The sequence below is a fragment of the Brevundimonas sp. NPDC092305 genome (genome assembly GCF_044755415.1).
Taxonomy (GTDB): domain Bacteria; phylum Pseudomonadota; class Alphaproteobacteria; order Caulobacterales; family Caulobacteraceae; genus Brevundimonas.
Map to the genome: position 1 here is coordinate 426,878 of NZ_JBIVQY010000002.1, position 14,532 is coordinate 441,409.

General features: G+C 67.7%; 13 protein-coding genes. 12 read left to right on the forward strand and 1 reads right to left on the reverse strand.

Annotated features, from left to right (window positions below):
- Window positions 1-57 precede the first annotated feature (57 nt).
- Window positions 58-1,002 (forward strand): glutathione synthase, encoded by a 945-nt coding sequence (gene gshB, locus ACIQC9_RS12585; protein ID WP_400616382.1) that lies wholly within the window; start codon window positions 58-60, stop codon window positions 1,000-1,002.
- Between the two features lie 84 nt (window positions 1,003-1,086).
- Window positions 1,087-1,674, forward strand: coding sequence for a hypothetical protein (locus ACIQC9_RS12590; RefSeq protein ID WP_400616385.1), 588 nt, complete (start codon window positions 1,087-1,089; stop codon window positions 1,672-1,674).
- 50 nt (window positions 1,675-1,724) lie between these two features.
- Here ACIQC9_RS12590 and ACIQC9_RS12595 read toward each other — a convergent pair whose 3' ends face one another.
- The gene (locus ACIQC9_RS12595) at window positions 1,725-3,314 is read right to left on the reverse strand and encodes a helicase HerA-like domain-containing protein (RefSeq protein ID WP_400616387.1); all 1,590 of its coding nucleotides are present in this window, start codon (window positions 3,312-3,314) and stop codon (window positions 1,725-1,727) included.
- A 110-nt stretch (window positions 3,315-3,424) separates the two neighbouring features.
- On the opposite strand from ACIQC9_RS12595, the gene ACIQC9_RS12600 reads away from it, so the two are divergent.
- The 10 genes from ACIQC9_RS12600 to ACIQC9_RS12645 all read left to right on the forward strand — a co-directional run bounded on the left by ACIQC9_RS12600 (window position 3,425) and on the right by ACIQC9_RS12645 (window position 14,501).
- Window positions 3,425-4,567, forward strand: a complete 1,143-nt coding sequence (locus tag ACIQC9_RS12600; RefSeq protein WP_400616389.1) for an AI-2E family transporter — start codon at window positions 3,425-3,427, stop codon at window positions 4,565-4,567.
- Window positions 4,568-4,845: 278 nt separating this feature from the next.
- On the forward strand, window positions 4,846-5,679 hold the full coding sequence (locus tag ACIQC9_RS12605) for an outer membrane protein (protein WP_400616392.1): 834 nt from the start codon (window positions 4,846-4,848) through the stop codon (window positions 5,677-5,679).
- 145 nt (window positions 5,680-5,824) lie between these two features.
- On the forward strand, window positions 5,825-10,690 hold the full coding sequence (locus tag ACIQC9_RS12610) for an NAD-glutamate dehydrogenase (RefSeq protein ID WP_400616394.1): 4,866 nt from the start codon (window positions 5,825-5,827) through the stop codon (window positions 10,688-10,690).
- Window positions 10,691-10,708: 18 nt separating this feature from the next.
- Window positions 10,709-11,179, forward strand: a complete 471-nt coding sequence (locus ACIQC9_RS12615) for a universal stress protein (RefSeq protein ID WP_400616396.1) — start codon at window positions 10,709-10,711, stop codon at window positions 11,177-11,179.
- A 39-nt stretch (window positions 11,180-11,218) separates the two neighbouring features.
- Complete coding sequence (locus ACIQC9_RS12620; RefSeq protein ID WP_400616398.1) at window positions 11,219-11,779, forward strand: NifU family protein; 561 nt, start codon at window positions 11,219-11,221, stop codon at window positions 11,777-11,779.
- A 53-nt stretch (window positions 11,780-11,832) separates the two neighbouring features.
- Window positions 11,833-12,420: a helix-turn-helix domain-containing protein gene (locus tag ACIQC9_RS12625; RefSeq protein WP_400616400.1), complete on the forward strand. Its 588-nt coding sequence runs from the start codon at window positions 11,833-11,835 to the stop codon at window positions 12,418-12,420.
- A gap of 66 nt (window positions 12,421-12,486) precedes the next feature.
- Window positions 12,487-12,876: a helix-turn-helix domain-containing protein gene (locus ACIQC9_RS12630; protein WP_400616402.1), complete on the forward strand. Its 390-nt coding sequence runs from the start codon at window positions 12,487-12,489 to the stop codon at window positions 12,874-12,876.
- Between the two features lie 22 nt (window positions 12,877-12,898).
- Window positions 12,899-13,567 (forward strand): tRNA (adenosine(37)-N6)-threonylcarbamoyltransferase complex dimerization subunit type 1 TsaB, encoded by a 669-nt coding sequence (gene tsaB, locus ACIQC9_RS12635; protein ID WP_400616404.1) that lies wholly within the window; start codon window positions 12,899-12,901, stop codon window positions 13,565-13,567.
- Window positions 13,564-13,989, forward strand: coding sequence for a ribosomal protein S18-alanine N-acetyltransferase (gene rimI, locus ACIQC9_RS12640; protein WP_400616406.1), 426 nt, complete (start codon window positions 13,564-13,566; stop codon window positions 13,987-13,989). The genes tsaB and rimI overlap by 4 nt, the downstream gene beginning before the upstream one ends.
- Before the next feature lie 29 nt (window positions 13,990-14,018).
- The gene (locus ACIQC9_RS12645; protein WP_400616408.1) at window positions 14,019-14,501 is read left to right on the forward strand and encodes a Fur family transcriptional regulator; all 483 of its coding nucleotides are present in this window, start codon (window positions 14,019-14,021) and stop codon (window positions 14,499-14,501) included.
- The last annotated feature ends 31 nt before the right edge of the window (window positions 14,502-14,532 follow it).

Consider the following 14,532-nt stretch of genomic DNA (forward strand, 5'->3'; position numbering starts at 1 on the left):
TGCGCCGGCCCGCCGGGCTGCCCATTACGCAGGCTGGCCCGCTCGGAAGGACAGCCCATGCTGAAAGTCGCGATCCAGATGGACCCCATCGAAGGGGTCAACATTGAGTCCGACACCACCTGGCTTCAGGCGATGGAGGCCCAGAACCGGGGCTATCCGATCTGGGTCTATGACTTCCGCACACTCGCGCTCGAGGACGGCCGCCTTTTCTGCCGCGCCCGGCCCGTGATCCTGCGCCAGACAGTCGGCGATCACGTCAGCTTCGGCGACGAGGTGAAGCTGGACCTGGGCAAGGACGTCGACGTGATCCTGATGCGTCAGGACCCCCCCTTCGACATGGCCTATGTCACCGCCACCTATCTGCTGGAGACGGTGCATCCCCGCACGCTGGTGGTGAATGATCCCGCCGAGGTCCGTTCTGCGCCCGAAAAGCTGCTGGTCACTCACTTCCCCGGCCTGACCCCGCCCACCCTGATCAGCTCGGACCCCGTCGCCCTCGTCGACTTCCACCAGCGTCACGGCGACGTTGTGCTGAAGCCCCTGCACGGGGCCGCGGGCTCGGGCGTGGTCAAGCTGAAGGCCGGCGATCCCAATCTCGAGGCCCTGATCGAGATCCACGCCGTCGGCAGCCGTGATCCGCTGGTGATCCAGAAATTCCTTCCGGCGGTCTCGGCCGGCGACAAGCGCATCATCCTGATCGAGGGCGAGCCCGTGGGCGCCATCAACCGCGTCCCGCCCAAGGATCAGGTCCGCTCCAACCTGCGCGTCGGCGGCACGGCCGCGCCGGTCGAACTGACCGCCCGCGATCGCGAGATCTGCGCCGCCATCGGCCCGACCCTGCGCGAGCGCGGCCTGATCTTCGTCGGCATCGACGTGATCGGCGACTGGCTGACCGAGATCAACGTCACCTCCCCCACCGGCGCCCAGCAGCTCAAGCGCTTCACCGGCGTCGACGCCGCCGCCCTGATGTGGGACGCGATCGAAGCTCGCCGAACGGTCTGATTTTTGGTCGAATTCTCGTCTCATAGCGCTTGAAGACCGGGAGAATCAGCCGCCTTCTCGGGCTCCTGAAAACAGGAGATCCGAATGCGCCGTGCCGGCCTGACCTTCGCGACGCTCAGCTGCGTCGCTGTCCTCTCCATGGCTTCGACCGCCGTCGTCGCCCAGACGCCCTCACCACCCGCCGCGACCCAGCCTCCGGCGCCCCGCCCCACGCTTTCCGCTGACATAAGCAGCTATTTCGAGGGCCGCTGGGCCGGATCGGGAACCTTCACCCGATCAGGAAAGCCTCTGACCTCCGTCTTCGAGTTCACGACGGCGCTCGGGGGTGAAGCACTTCAAGTGCGCCATCAGGAAGACCCGCCCCTCATATTCGGCTATCTTGGCCTGATATCGATCGACAGCGTCTCCCATGACGTCGTTCTCTTGCTGGCCGGCAACCAGTCCGGCGGCGCCCGCCTTATGCGCAGCAAGGGCTGGACAGGCGACACCCTGATCTTCGAATCCGGCGCCGGGCTGCGCGTATGGTTCGCGCGCGAACGCATCACCTTTCAACGCCTCGACGCCGACCATTTCCGCGCCACCTACGAGATGAGCGCCGACGACGGCCTGACATGGCGCTCGGGCGACGTGCAGACCTTCTCCCGCGTCCCGCCCTCCGGGCAGGCAAGCTGACGGAAGCGATGGACCGACGACCGCGGTCCATCGAATGCGCCGTCGAAAATTTACCGCCGCTTCAGCCCGCCCAGCAGACCGCGCAGCAGCTCCCGCGTCAGGGTCGATCCCGCCGTGCGCAGCACCGACTTGGTCGCCGCCTCTATCGGCGTCTCGCGGGTCGAGCGTCGGGCCGGCGCGCGGGCCTGCGTTTGTGCGCGGGCGGCGTCGCGTTCGTACTGGGCCTGCAGTTTCGCCTGTTCCTTCGCCCGCGCGGCGGCGGCCTTCTCGGCGTCCTTCGCAGCGATCGCGTCGGCCTTTGCCCGGGCTTCGGCGAGTTTGGCGTTGGCGGCGGCCTGATCCTGCTCGCCCCGCCGGGCGGCGAGGATTTCTTCGGCGGATTCGCGATCGACCACCGTCTCGTACAAGCCCTTTACCGGGCTGGCCGCGATAATCTGCGCCCGTTCGGCGTCAGTCGCCGGGCCCAGCCGGCTGTTCGGCGGGCGGATCGCGGTGCGGGCCACCACCGTCGGCGCGCCCTTGTCGTCCAGCGTCGAGACCAGCGCCTCGCCCACGCCCAGCCCCTGAATTGCCTCAGCCGTGTCGAAGGCCGGATTGGCGCGGAAGCTTTCCGACGCCGCCTTCAGCCCCTTCTGCTCGGCGGGCGTATAGGCCCGCAGGGCGTGCTGGATGCGGTTGCCCAGCTGGGCCAGAACGCTGTCCGGAATGTCGGCCGGGTTCTGGGTCACGAAATAGACGCCGACGCCCTTGGACCGGATCAGACGCACCACCTGCTCCACCTTCTCGCGCAGCGCATCAGGGGTGTCGTTGAACAGCAGGTGCGCCTCGTCGAAGAAGAAGACCAGCCGCGGATTGTCCGGATCGCCCACCTCCGGCAGCTGTTCGAACAGTTCGGACAGCAGCCACAGCAGGAAGGCTGCATACAGGCGCGGGCTGTTCATCAGCTTGGTCGCGTCAAGGATGTTGACCTGCCCCCGGCCGTCCAGCCCGGTGCGCATCATGTCCTCAAGCCGCAGCGCCGGCTCGCCGAAGAAGGCCTTTCCGCCCTGCTGTTCCAGCTGAAGGATCGCCCGCTGGATCGAGGCGATGGAGGCAGGCGCAACGTTGCCCACCTCGCGGCCGATCCGCTCGGCATTTTCGCCGACATAGACCAGCATGGCCCGCAGGTCGTCGAGGTCGAGCAGCAGCAGGCCTTCGGTGTCCGCCACGTGGAACAGGACCGACAGCACGCCCTCCTGCACATCGTTCAGGTTCAGCATTCGGGCCAGAAGCACCGGCCCGATCTCGCTGACCGTGGTGCGGATCGGATGGCCCCTCTGGCCGTACAGATCCCAGAACACCGTCGGCGCCGCCTTCGGCTCCAGCGTCAGGCCCATCCCCTGCGCCCGCGCGACCAGCTTCTCGTTTGGAGCGCCCGGCATGCAGATGCCCGACAGGTCGCCCTTCACGTCGGCGGCGAAGACCGGCACCCCCGCGTCGGAAAAGCCCTGCGCCATGATCTGCAGGGTCACCGTCTTGCCGGTTCCGGTCGCGCCAGCCACCACGCCATGCCGGTTGGCCCGCTTGAACAGTAGCGACTGGGCGAGCGCGTCCTTGTCCATCGATTGGCCGAGGAACAGGCCGGGGAGGGCGTCGGTCATGGATTTTCCCTGAAGGAACTCGTCGGGGGCGACGGCGCTCATGGAATACCGCCGGGCGTGGCGGTTCAAGACCGATTGACGCGGATAAGGCGAAGCTCGACCCTATGGCCATGAAGCCTCCCACCGCCGTCTCGGCCTCCGCCGTGTCCCGCAACGCCCTCGCCGTCATCGCCGTCGTGGCGGGCGGAGCCGCCGTCTACTGGCTCAGGGACATCCTGACGCCACTGGCCATGGCCATCTTCCTGCTCATCATGATCGATGGCGTGAAGCGCACGATCGAGCATCGCACACCGCTTTCGTCCCGATGGGCGGGCGTCGCGGCCGTCATAGTCATCCTGGTCGGGTTCGCCCTGTCGATCTGGATCATCGCTGACGGCGCGCTTGGCTTCTTCGGCGAAGCGTCCGGCGTGTCCACCCGGATCGGTCCGCGACTGGACCAGATACTCACCGACGTCTGGAGCCTGTTCAGCGCCGGCGGAGAGCCGCCCACGGTCGCCGATCTGGTCGCCCAGCTCGACATCCGCCCCTACCTCGGTCAGGCCGCCTACCAGATTCAGGGTGTCGTCTCCGGCGCCTTCTTCGTTCTCGTCTATCTCGGCTTCCTGATCGCCTCCCAGGTCGGGTTCCGTCGCAAGCTGATCAACATGTTCCCGACCAAGGCCTCTCGCGACGAGGCGGTCCAGGTGTTCCAGCGTGTCCGGGGCGGCGTCGAGGGCTACCTCTGGGTCCAGTCCGTGACCGGCGTCATGATCTGCGCCGCCGCATGGATCCTGATGCGAGCAGTAGGTCTGCAGAACGCGGAGTTCTGGACCTTCGTCATCTTCATCGTCGGCTTCATCCCGGTGATCGGCGGCGCCGTCGCCGGGCTGGCGCCGCCGATGTTCGCGCTGGTCCAGTTCGAAAGCTACTGGCCCGCCGCCGTCCTGTTCGTGGGCCTGCAGGCGATTCTGTTCATCTCCGGCAACCTGATCCAGCCACGCATGCAGGGTGACAACCAGAATATTGACCCGGTCGTCGTCCTTCTGTCCCTCGCCTTCTGGGGCAAGCTGTGGGGCGTGGTCGGCATGTTCCTGTCGACGCCGCTGGCCGTCATGGCCATGGCCGTGCTGGCGGAATTCAAGGGCTCGCGTTGGATGGCGATCCTTCTGTCCGGCGACGGCGAGCCCTATGCCGAGCCCGACAAGCCCGCGCCGAAGAAGCCCGGGGCCAGCCGCGTCAACACGCCGCGCCCGCGACCCAATCCGGGCGAATAGCCGCCCTTGAACGGTCACAACCGGCGCCTATCTCATCCCTGTCGCCGGGGCCCCTCCCCTCCCCCCAAGCCCCGGCACGGAGATCGGCGCCACCCTCCCCCTCCTGGGCGCCGATCCGAACAGGCCGCCGGGCGAAAGTCCGGCGGCCTTGTAGTTTCCGGTTGTGCCAAATCCGCCACATGCGACCCCTGCGCGCATCGCCCGTCGGAACGTACGCACGCGGACGCCGTTTGGGTCGCCGTGTGGGGCCTATCGCAACGCGCTACCCAGGAGTTTTTATGAAGACCTTCGCTCTCGCCGCCGCCACCCTGCTGATGACCGGCGTCGCCGCCCCCGCCCTCGCCCAGTCGGCCGACTGGAGCGGGCCCTACGTCGGCGTCCACGCCGGCTGGCTGTTCAGCGGCGAGGAAGAAGACGAAAGCCTAATCTTCGACCGCGACTTCGACGGCGCCTTCGACGACCAGGTCGTTCTCAGCGGCTCGGGCGCCAACGCCTTCAGCCCCGGCTCGTGCGATGGTCAGGCCCGGAGCAACAACGCCGGCGCCGGCTGTAGCGGCGATGACACCGGCGTCGAGGCCGGCGTGCGTCTCGGTTACGACTTCCAGTTCGGCAACTTCGTGGTCGGCGCTGTCGGCGAATGGAGTGCGACGGACGCCGAGGATTCGGTGACCTCGTTCAGCACGACGCCCGCCTCCTACATCTTCACCCGCAATCTGGAGAGCGTCGCCGCCCTCCGCGCGCGCGTCGGCTATGCGATGGGCGACACGCTCGCCTACGTCACCGGCGGCGGCGCCTACGGCAAGATCCAGAACAAGTTCTACACCTCGAACGGCGCCAACAGCTTCACCGTGCAGTCGAACGAGGAAGACGCCGACGGCTATCAGGCCGGCGCCGGTCTTGAGTACAAGCTCGCGCCGAACCTGACCCTCGTGGGTGAGTACATGTACACGACGCTGGACGCCGGTGAGTACGTCGTCCGCGCCGGACCGGGCACGGCGCTTCCGACCAACCCGTTCATCCTGCCGCCGAACACCGCAGGCACGGACATGACGCGGAGCAACGACAAGTTCGACAGCCACGCCGTTCGCGTGGGCATGAACGTCCGCTTCTAGGACGCGTCACGCATGTCTGATGCGGCGCCGGCCCCTGGCGGGGTCGGCGTCGTGCGTTTTGGGGGTTCCGATGCGCGCGCAAACAGCCTAGTCAAACGACAGCTCCGGCGGCCCGAGAGAGGCCGCGTTTGCAACGAGACTGTCCATGCCCGGCGCCGACGCCCCCACGCTCCTTCAGGCAATCACCCTGGAGGCGCTGGAGAAGCGGTTCATAAAGGCCTTGGGCGGCAAGGCGGGCGCTGACGCCCGCGATTTCCTCAGACAGGCGTTCGACGACTACGCCGCCGACGAGACGCCGGAACTGTCCGGCGACGATCTCGCCTCTCTCCTCGCCTCGGCCTGGAACGCCGCCGAGGGCCGCTCGCACGGCGAGCCCGCACGGATCACCGTCTCCCCGCTGACAGGCGCCAAGGGTTCGCCGACCGGCTATGACGTGCTGATCGTCATCCAGGACGACCGTCCCTTCCTCGTCGACAGCGTCATGGGCGAACTGGCCGACGCCGGCGTCACCGTCCGCTCGTTGTTCCACCCGGTGACGAACGAGGAGGGCGGGCGCGAGTCCACTATCGTCGTCGTTCTCGACCCCCTGCCGCAGGAGCGCCGCGACGCGCTCGGCGAAGCCATGGCCCTGACCCTCGCTGACGTCGCCGCCGCCGTCGGCGACCACGCCGCCATGGGCGAGTTGATGGCGCGCGCGATCCAGCATCTCGAGGCCGGACCGAAAGGCGTCGAGCCGACCCTGCTGGCCGAGAACATCGCCTTCCTGCACTGGCTGCAGCAGGACCATTTCGTCTTCCTCGGCGCCCGCGACTACGACTATCCGCGCACGAAGGACGGCGGCTATGAGTCCGAGGCGCCCCTGTCCCAGTCCGGCGAAGGTCTGGGCGTTCTGGCCGATCCAGAGCGCACCGTTCTGCGTCGCGCGTCAGAGCCCGCGGTGCTGACCAAGCAGATGAAGCGTCAACTGGATCTGAGCGATCCGGTCACCGTGGCCAAGGCCAATGTGCGCTCGCGGGTCCATCGCCGGGCCTACATGGACTATATCGGCGTCAAGCGGTTCGGGGCCGACGGGCGTCCGTCCGGCGAGACGCGCTTCGTCGGTCTGTTCACCGCCGAGGCCTACGACAAGGCCGCCGTCGAGGTGCCGCTGATCCGCGCCAAGGTCGCGGGCGCGCTGGACCGGGCCGGCAAGGTCGAGGGCAGCCACAACTACAAGCGCCTGAAGAACATCCTCGAGAACTATCCGCGCGACGAGCTTTTCCAGATTCGCGAGGACGAACTGCTCGACATCTCGCTGGGCGTTCTGCACCTGCACGACCGGCCGCGCATCAAGACCTTCACCCGTCGCGACCCGTTCGACCGATTCGTCTCGGTGCTGGCCTTCATCCCGCGCGAGCGCTTCGACGCCTCGGTGCGGGAGCGCATCGGCCGCATCCTCGCCAAGGCATGGGGCGGGCGTCTGTCGGCTTGGTATCCCCAGCTGACCGACCAGCCGCTGGTGCGCATCCACTACATCATCGGCGTCTCGCCCGGCGATCATCCGTGCCCGGATCAGGCCGAACTGGACGCTGCGGTGGTCGAGGCTGGACGCAGCTGGATCGACCGTTTCGAGAGCGCGCTCCGCGCCGCCGATGTTGACGACGTGGCCGTCGGCCCGCTCAGCGCCAAATGGGCGGAGGCCTTCGGGGCCGGCTATCGCGATCGCTATGACGCCGACGAAGCCGTGCGCGACCTGATGGCGGTCGACGGTCTGAACGACACCGGCCTGAACGACGGCGGCGACCCCGTCGTGGTTCGCGCCTTCCGGACCGCCGAAGACGGGCCGCTGAACTTCCGCTTCAAGCTCTATCGTCGCGGCGCGGCCGTGCCGCTGTCGGACGTGCTGCCCATCCTCGCGGACATGGGGCTGAAGACGCTGGAGGAATGGGGCCACGCCCTGCGTCCGACCGGCGATCCCGAAATCCACGTCCACGAATTCCTGATGGAGGACCCGCGCGGCGGCGACCTGCATTTCGATGACGTCAAGGCGCCGTTCGAGGCGGCCTTCTCCGCCGTCTGGACCGGCCAGACGGAAAGCGACGGTTTCAACCGGTTGGTGCTGGAGCTCGGCGTCGACTGGCGTGACGCCGCTCTGGTCCGCACCCTGGCCCGCTATCGCCAGCAGACCGGCATGGATCCCTCACAGGCCGTGCAGGAAGAGGCGCTGCGCGACTATCCCGCCGTGGCGCGCGCCATCCTGTCGCTGTTCAAGGCGAAGTTCGACGTCTCGGCCAAGGGGGACGCCACGAAGCGCGAACCGGCCGTCGCCGAGCTGGTCGAGAAGATCAACGGCCTGCTGCAGGACGTGAAGAGCCTTGACCACGACCGCGCCCTGCGCCGCCTCGCCCTGCTGGTGCAGGCGATCAAGCGGACCAACTATTATCAGACGGGCGAGGACGGCCGGCCCAAGCCCTATATCTCGATCAAGATCGCCTCGCGCGAACTCGTCGACCTGCCCCTGCCCAAGCCCTATCGCGAAATCTTCGTCTGGGCGCCGCACGTCGAGGGCGTGCACCTGCGCTTCGGCCCGGTCGCCCGTGGCGGCCTGCGTTGGTCCGACCGTCGTGACGACTTCCGCACCGAGGTGCTGGGTCTGGTGAAGGCCCAGCAGGTGAAGAACGCCGTCATCGTACCCGTCGGCTCCAAGGGCGGCTTCTTCCCGAAATACCTGGCCGGCATCGTCCGCGCCGGGGGCGATCGCGACGCCCAGCAGGCCGAGGCCATCCGCGCCTACAAGACCTTCCTGTCCGGCCTGCTCGACATCACCGACAACATCGACGCGAAGGGGAAGGTCGTTCCGCCCGCCAACGTCATCCGCTGGGAAGGCGACGACCCCTATCTGGTCGTGGCCGCCGACAAGGGCACGGCCACCTTCTCCGACATCGCCAACGGCGTGTCGGCCTCCTACGGCTTCTGGCTGGACGACGCGTTCGCGAGCGGCGGCTCGGTTGGCTACGACCACAAGGTCATGGGCATCACCGCCCGCGGCGCGTGGGAGGCGGTCAAGCGCCACTTCCGCGAGATGGGCAAGGACATCCAGACCGAGCCCTTCACCGTGGTCGGCGTGGGCGACATGTCGGGCGACGTGTTCGGCAACGGCATGCTGCTGTCGAAGGCCATCAAGCTGGTCGCCGCCTTCGACCACCGCGACATCTTCATCGACCCGACCCCGGACCCGGCTTCAAGCTGGGTCGAGCGGGATCGCATGTTCAAGCTGCCGCGCTCGTCCTGGCAGGATTACGACAAGTCGAAGATTTCGAGGGGCGGCGGCGTCTTCTCGCGCGCGGCCAAGTCGATCCCGCTGACTCCGGAGATAAAGGCGCTGCTGGAGATCAGTGAGGACGCGGTCGATCCGGCGACCCTGATGAAGGCCATTCTGAAGGCCCCGGCCGAGCTGCTCTATCTCGGCGGCATCGGCACCTATGTGAAGGCGCCGAACGAGACGGACGCCCAGGTCGGCGACAAGGCGAATGACGCCATCCGCCTCGACGCCGCCGAACTGCGGGTCAAGGTCGTGGGCGAGGGCGCCAACCTCGGTCTGACGCAGGCGGGCCGTATCGCCTTCGCCCGCAACGGCGGACGCATCAACACAGACGCCATCGACAACTCGGCCGGCGTCGACAGCTCCGACCACGAGGTCAACATCAAGATCCTGACCGGCGCGGCGATCGCCTCGGGCGCGCTGAAGGCCGACAAGCGCAACGCCCTGCTGGCCTCGATGACAGATGAGGTCGGGCTGAAGGTGCTGGTCCACAACTACGACCAGACTCTGGCCGTTTCGCTGCAGGAGGCGGAGGGCGCGAAGGCGCTCGATTCGCAGCAGCGGTTCATGCAGTGGCTGGGATCGAAGGGCAAACTGGACCGCAAGGTCGAGGGCCTGCCCGACGACCTTCGTCTGGCCGAAATGAAGGCCTCTGGCGCGGCCCTGACCCGGCCCGAACTGGCCGTCCTGACCGCCTATTCCAAGCTGGAGCTGTTCGACGAGATCGTGGCTTCCAAGGCGCCCGACGACGCCTTCTTCAAGCAGACGCTGGTCCGCTACTTCCCCAAACCTCTGGCGAAGTTCGAGGCCGACATGCAGCGGCACCGGCTGAAGCGCGAAATCATCTCGACCATCCTGTCGAACGAGATCGTCAACATGTGCGGTCCGACCTTCCCGGAACGCCTGCGCCTGTCGGCCCAGTGCGATACCGGCGCCATGGTCATCGCCTTCGAGGCCGCGCGTCAGATTTTCCGTCTCGACGAGGCGTGGGACTCGGTGTCCGCGCTGGACCTGAAGATCCCGGCCGAAGCCCAGACCGCGCTCTACACCGAAATCTCCACCGTCCTGCGTCGCCAGACCTTCTGGCTGGCCCGGCGGGCGGCGAAGAAGGGTGCGACCGTGGACGGCCTGATCGCCGCCTATCGTCCTGCGGCCGATGCGCTGCGAAAGGCTGGCGGCGGTGTGCTGTCGCGCTTTGAGGAGGCGCGTCTCGAAGCCCGGGTCCAGAGCTTCATCGCCTTGGGCGCGACGGAAAAGATGGCGCGCGACTTCGCCATGCTGCGTCCGCTGGTGGCCACCGCCGACATCGGCGATCTGGCCCGTGAGATGAAATGGCCGGAACCGGCGATGGCGACCCTTTACCATCAGGTCGGCGCCGCCTTCGACTTCGACCGTCTTCGCGCCGCGGCGGGCAACGTGCCGTCGGCGGATCACTTTGATCGTCTGGCGGTCCGCCGCCTGATCGAGGACCTGATGGCCGAGCAGCTGATCCTGACGCGAGCTGTGGCCAAGGCCTCCAGGCCCGCGGTTGGCCAGAGCGAGGCGGCCTCCGAAAAGGCCGTCGACGACTGGATCGGTTCGCGCCAGACGACAGTCGAGGGCGTCCGCGCTTCGGTGGATGAGATCGAGGCTTCGGGCTCGGGCTGGACCTTCGCGAAACTGACCATCGCCAACTCGGTCCTTCGTGAGATAGCGTCTCAGGCCCGGTAGCGGGCAGGGGAGGGGCTCATGCCCAGGAAGTTTCTGGTCGTCGTCGACGACAGCCCGGAATTCGAGGCTGCGCTGCGTTACGCCTCGCGCCGCGCCCGCTCGACCGGCGGGCACGTCGTCCTGCTGCGGATCATTCCGCCTGCGGCGTCCGACGCCCACTGGGCGGGGGTGCGCGACGAGATCGAGCGGCAGACGCGGGAAGAGGCGCAGGCTTCGCTCAACCGTTGGGCCGGCGAGGCGCAGGAGCGGTCGGGATCGACGCCGATCCTGCTGATAGAGCGCGGCGAACCGCAGGGCTGCATCCGCAAGGTCGTGGGCGAGGATCCTGACATCAAGATTCTGGTGTTGGCGGCCGGCGAGGGCGGACGCGGACCGGGTCCACTGGTCTCGGCGGTGGTCAAACAGGGCGCGACCTTCACCGGCCGCAAGCTGCCCGTCACCATCGTTCCCGGCGAACTGACCGAGAAGGACATCGAGGATCTGGCCTGATCCCTTGATCCTGACCCCCGCCGGGCGCATCTGAGCGCCATGTTCATCCAGACCGAACCCACGCCGAACCCGAACGTCCTCAAGTTCCTGCCGGGACGGGACGTGGCCTCCGATCCCCGCGACTTCGTCAATCGGGAGGAGGCGGCCGCCTCGCCGCTGGCCGAGGCTCTGTTCGACGTCGAGGGCGTGACCGGCGTCTTCTTCGGCTACGACTACCTGTCCGTGACCCGCGAAGCCCAGGGGCCGGAGTGGAGCCAGCTGAAGGCGCCGATCCTCGCCACCGTCATGGACCACTTCGTTTCCGGTGCGCCCCTGTTCCGCGACGGGGGCGTCGCCGACGCTGCTGGTCCGCAGGGCGAGGACAACGAGATCGTGGCCGAGATCAAACAGCTGCTGGACAGCCGAATTCGCCCGGCCGTGGCGCAGGACGGAGGCGACATCCTGTTCGATTCCTTTGACGAGGAAAGCGGCGTCCTGTCCCTGCGCATGCGCGGCGCCTGTGCCGGCTGCCCGTCGTCGTCCGCGACGCTCAAGGCCGGGGTGGAACAGATGATGCGGCACTATGTGCCGGAAGTGACCCGCGTCGAGCAGGTCATCTGATCTGAAACGATTTCGTCCTCGCCAAACGGCCGGGAAGCGATCAGATTCAGCCCATGGCCCGGTTTGAAAGCGACAGTGACGTCCGGCGGCTCGGCGAAGCCCTTGCCGCCCTGCGTCGCGAACGCGGGCTCAGTCAGGCCGAGGCCGGCCAGCGTGCGGGCATGACCAGTCAGGGCTGGGGGCTGTACGAAGCGGGCAAGCGCCCCGGTCTGTTTCGCCCGGACACACAACGGCGACTGACAGCCGCTCTGGACGGCACGCCGGAGGCGCTGGCCCTGTGGCTGGCTGACGGAACCTCCGAATACGCGTCCGCCCCGCCCGCGACAGGGCTGGAGGCTCGCGGCAGGGTCTTTTCCGGCAAGGCGGACGCAACGTGCCAGCTTCAGCTGTCCAACGATGACCTGGCGCCATGGGCCGCGTCCGGCGTGGTGCTCGAGTATGCGCCCGGTCGCTGGCCCCGACGGGATCAGGGCTGCGTGCTGGAGATGCGCGACGGGACCGTGCGAGTCCGGATTTACGAACGGGCCGACGACGCTGTCGTCATTGTTCGCGGCGGAGCCGGAGGCCTGACGGCCGAGGAAGAGACTCCGCGCGAAGACATCGTGGGGGTCGGCGCGGTCATCGCACGGCACGACCAATGAAACAGAATGGTTGCATCCAGCCCGTTGCCATGAAACACTTCCGTTCAGTTCAAGGCGGAGGCGGTAATGGCGCGTACGGGGCCGAAGGATCAGGTGGACGCCTTCGTCGGCGCGCGGATCGGCCTGCGCCGTTCCGCACTGGGCCTCTCGCAAACCGCCCTGGCCCAGCAGCTCGGGATCAGCTTCCAACAGGTCCAGAAATACGAGACCGGCCAGAACCGGATTTCGGCCTCCCGCCTGCATCGGGTGGCCACCGTGCTGGGGACATCGGTCGAAGCCTTCTTTCCGCCGGTGCCGAACGCCTCGTCGGACGGAGAGCCCGAATGGACCGGCCTGCGCCATATCATCGCGACATCGGAGGGACGGTCCGTGGCCGGCGCGTTTCCGCTGATCGAGGATCGCCAGCTGCGGATATCGATCGCGCGGATCGTTCGCGCGCTGGCGGAGGCCGACTGAACGTACGCCGGAAGGTCCGGCCATGAAGGTGCTGGTCATCGATACGGCGCTGGGTCTGTGCACCGCTGGCGTGTTCGAGGTGACGGATGGTCAGTCGCGCAAGCTCGGCCTTCGCTCCGAAGCCATGACCAAGGGCCATCAGGAGCGGCTTGGCGGTCTGGCGCGCGAAGCGGTGGAGGCGGCCGGCGGTTTCGACAGCATCGACCGGATCGGCGTCACGGTCGGGCCGGGTTCGTTCACGGGTCTCCGCGTCGGGCTGGCCTTTTCGCAGGGACTGGGCGCGGCGCTGGATCGTCCGGTGATCGGTGTCTCCACCCTCGACGCACTGGCGGCTGGAGGCGCGAGCGGGACTATAGCCGCCCTCATCGACGCGCGCCGCGGACAGGTCTACGCGCGTTTCTGGCGCGATGGCGCCCCATTGGGCGAGGCGGAGGCGCTGTCGCTTGAGGCCGCAGCCGACGCCGTCGAAGCGCTCGGCGAAGATGCGGTTCTTGTCGGTTCTGGCGCAGCCCTGATCGCCACGGGACGCCCGGTCGTCGACAAGGCCGGACCCGACCCGGAAGCCATCGCCCTCCTGACAGCTGTCGCCGATCCGTCCCTCGCCAACGCCCGCCCCCTGTACCTGAGGGCGCCCGACGCCACACCGCCCACCCGCCTGCCGGGGCAGCCGCGGCCCGTCGCTGCGCGATGAGCGGAGACGCCGAACATCTCGCGGCCCTGCACGCCTCGGCGTACGACAGCCCGTGGGACGACGCCGCCTTCGCCGACCTGCTGACGGCGCCGGGCGTTCTGGCGGTCGTCGAACCGGACGGGTTCATCCTGATCCGGGCCGCGGCGGATGAAGCGGAGATCCTCACCCTCGCCGTCCGGCCGGAAGCGCGCGGACGCGGGTTGGCTGGAATCCTGCTCAGGCAAGCCCTTGCCGACGCGGCGACCCGCGACGTGCGGCGCGTGTTTCTCGAGGTCGCCGACGACAATCTCGCGGCGCGGGCGGTCTATGCAAAAGCGGGGTTTGAGCAAGCCGGAATACGGCCCCGCTACTACGCCCGTCCCGACGGTTCGCGCCGCGACGCACTGTTGCTGGCGCTTAACTTGCCGGACCCGCTTCCCTAGTCGCCAAGCCTTGCCTATTCTCCGCGCCGATGGACCGGATCGAGAAACTTTGCGCCGAGCGCGGCATGCGCATGACCGAGCAACGGCGGGTGATCGCCCGCGTGCTCTCCAGCGCCGAGGATCACCCCGACGTCGAGGAGCTGTATCGCCGCGCCTCGGCCATCGATCCGCACATTTCGATCGCCACCGTCTACCGGACCGTCCGCCTGTTCGAGGAAGCCGGCGTGGTCGAGAAGCACGACTTCGGCGATGGCCGTAGCCGCTATGAAGAGGCCGGCGACGATCACCACGACCACCTGATCGACACCAAGACCGGCGAGGTCATAGAATTCTTCGACGCCGAGATCGAACGCCTGAAGACCGAGATCGCCAAACGCCTCGGCTTCGACCTGGTCGGCCACAAGCTTGAGCTCTACGGCAAGGCCATTCCCGGCGCCGAGCCCGGCGACCGCGAGGGTCTGGTCTACAAGCGCCACGCCGCGCGCGTCGATCCGGAAACGCTCGACACCTGAGCCGACTGCGCGCTCCGGTAGCGCAAAGCGC